Origin of the sequence: Amycolatopsis sp., from assembly GCF_035276945.1 — a bacterium.
Lineage (GTDB): Bacteria > Actinomycetota > Actinomycetes > Mycobacteriales > Pseudonocardiaceae > Amycolatopsis_E.
Window position 1 is genome coordinate 1 of the sequence record NZ_DATELF010000047.1, and the last position, 2115, is coordinate 2115.

Consider the following 2115-nt stretch of genomic DNA (forward strand, 5'->3'; position numbering starts at 1 on the left):
CAGCGGGAACTCGCTGCTGCCGAGCACGAACGCGCTGCCGTAGAAGCTGAACTGCACGCCGCTTGGCAGGTCGGCGATCGGGTTGAAGTCCGCCACTGGCTCCAGCCCGCCGAGGAAGCCGAGCTGGCAAGCCCGGCCGCGCGGTCGCACGGTGCGCAGCGAGTCCCGCAGGACGCTGTTCCCGACCAGGTCGAAGACGCAGTCGACCACGCCGGGCCGCTGGTCGCCCAGCCGCCCGTCATCGATCAGGACGGTCGTGGCGCCGATTCGTTCGAGCAGGGCAGCGCGGTCCGGGCTGCGGGTCGTCGCGATCACGGTCGCCCCCAGGTCGGCGGCGACGTTCACCGCGGCCTGGCCGAGGGCCGAGGTCGCACCTCGGATCAGGACACTCTGACCGGGTCGCAGGTCAAGGTTCTGGCGCAGGCCGGCCCACGCGGTCGCGTACACCTCGGGCACGGCGACCAGGTCGGTCCACGGCAGCGAGGTGCTGACCTCGACCACGTTGCTGGCCGGCACGGTGACGAGCTCGGCATAGCTGCCGTTCCGGGTCCGTCCCATCCCGCCGAGTATGGCGACCACCGCGGTTCCCGCGGCCAGCCGGCCGCTCGGGTCGGCCACCACGGTTCCCGCGCACTCGATGCCGGTGACCTTGGCCACCTCGCCGAGGATTCCGCTGCGCATGTACCCCTCGGCGTGGTTCAGCCCGAACGCCCGGACCGCGATCAGCACCTCGCCGGCCGCGGGCACGGGATCGGGTAGTTCGGCCACGGTGAGCACCTCAGGGCCGCCGTAGGAGCTGATGATGATCGCTTTCATGGTCCGCCGTCTTTCTTGAGTGATCGTTCATTTATCGAGGTACAGAAGAGGCCGCCAGGTGGCGGCCGGGGTTCCTTACATCAAGCCAGCGAAGGCGTTGTCAACGATGATCCGCAGCACCTCCTCGTCCGGGTTGGCCTTGCCGACGACCATCATGCCCGAGGCCGTCGCGAGCAGGCCCTTGGCGACCGCGGTCACGTTGACCGACGCCGGGATCTCGCCGAGGTCGACGGCCGTGCGCAGCGCGCCGGTGAAGCAACGCTCGAGCCGCGCCATGTGGCCGCGCACGACGGCGGCCACCTCCGGGTCGACCGCCGCGTTCTCGATCGCGCTGTTGATGAGCAGGCAGCCCTGGCGTCCCTCCGGGCTCAGCAGGTCGCGGACGAGCCCGTCGAAGTACGCCCTGATCTGCGCCACGGACGCGCCAGGTTCTTCCAGGTCGCCAAGCTTCTGCGGGACGACCAGCCTGGAATACCGGTCCAGCGACCCCATCAGCAGCGCGTGCTTGCCTCCGGGGAAGGCCGAATAGAGGCTGCCGGGTTTCACGCCGGTCGCGCGAACCAGGTCGTCCACGGACGTGGCCCGGTAGCCGCGCTCCCAGAACTTCCGCATGGCCGAATCCAGAACGTCGTCGGGTTCGAACTCTCGCGGCCGTGCCATGACGGCGACAATACGTGAACGATCGCTCAAGAACAAGAGCGTGCACCAGATCCGTTCGGCCCGATCGCGTGCCGAACCGGCTGAGGCGTGCGCGGCTTAGGCGCTGGGTAAGGCCGCCGGGCGAAGATATGGCATTTGCCCGATGCGGTAGCAACGGGCTTAGGACGAGTCTGGTATCTGACGGCGATCGCTTGTCCGGGTGAGCCCGGGGCGTTCGTCGTACAAGCGGGACTCGCCGTACAGGGCGGTGAGGTTCCGGGGCGCTCTGCTTCGGCACGGGGTGAACGAGGCGCAGGCGGACCGCCACCACTAACCGTCTACGAGGGATCGCCTGGGAGGCGATGATGGTCAACTCCTACTACGGCATCTACCAGGCCGAACACGGCGGGTTGGCCGACGAGGGAGGTCAGGACACCAAGGGACTGAGCCTGGATCTGCCGTGCACGGAGGATCCGGAGCTGTTCTTCGCCGAGTCTCCGCAGGACGTGGAGCAAGCGAAGGCGATGTGCCGGGGATGCCCGGCCAGACTGGCCTGCCTGGCCGGCGCGCTGGAGCGCAGGGAGCCCTGGGGTGTCTGGGGCGGTGAGTTGCTGCTGCGCGGCGCAATCGTGCCGCGTAAGCGCCCCCGCGGGCGTCCTC

Annotated in this window: 3 protein-coding genes; 1 reads left to right on the top strand and 2 read right to left on the bottom strand. The window is 69.0% G+C overall.

What is annotated here, in order from left to right:
* Together VJT49_RS07680 and VJT49_RS07685 are read right to left on the bottom strand one after the other, a co-directional pair.
* On the bottom strand, positions 1-816 hold an 816-nt coding region (locus VJT49_RS07680), incomplete at its 3' end, for a zinc-binding dehydrogenase (RefSeq protein WP_324164019.1).
* Between the two features lie 75 nt (positions 817-891).
* Complete coding sequence (locus VJT49_RS07685; protein WP_324164020.1) at positions 892-1476, bottom strand: TetR/AcrR family transcriptional regulator; 585 nt, start codon at positions 1474-1476, stop codon at positions 892-894.
* Between the two features lie 341 nt (positions 1477-1817).
* On the opposite strand from VJT49_RS07685, the gene VJT49_RS07690 reads away from it, so the two are divergent.
* Positions 1818-2115, top strand: a 298-nt coding sequence (locus tag VJT49_RS07690) for a WhiB family transcriptional regulator (protein WP_324164021.1), incomplete at its 3' end; no start/stop codon positions are given.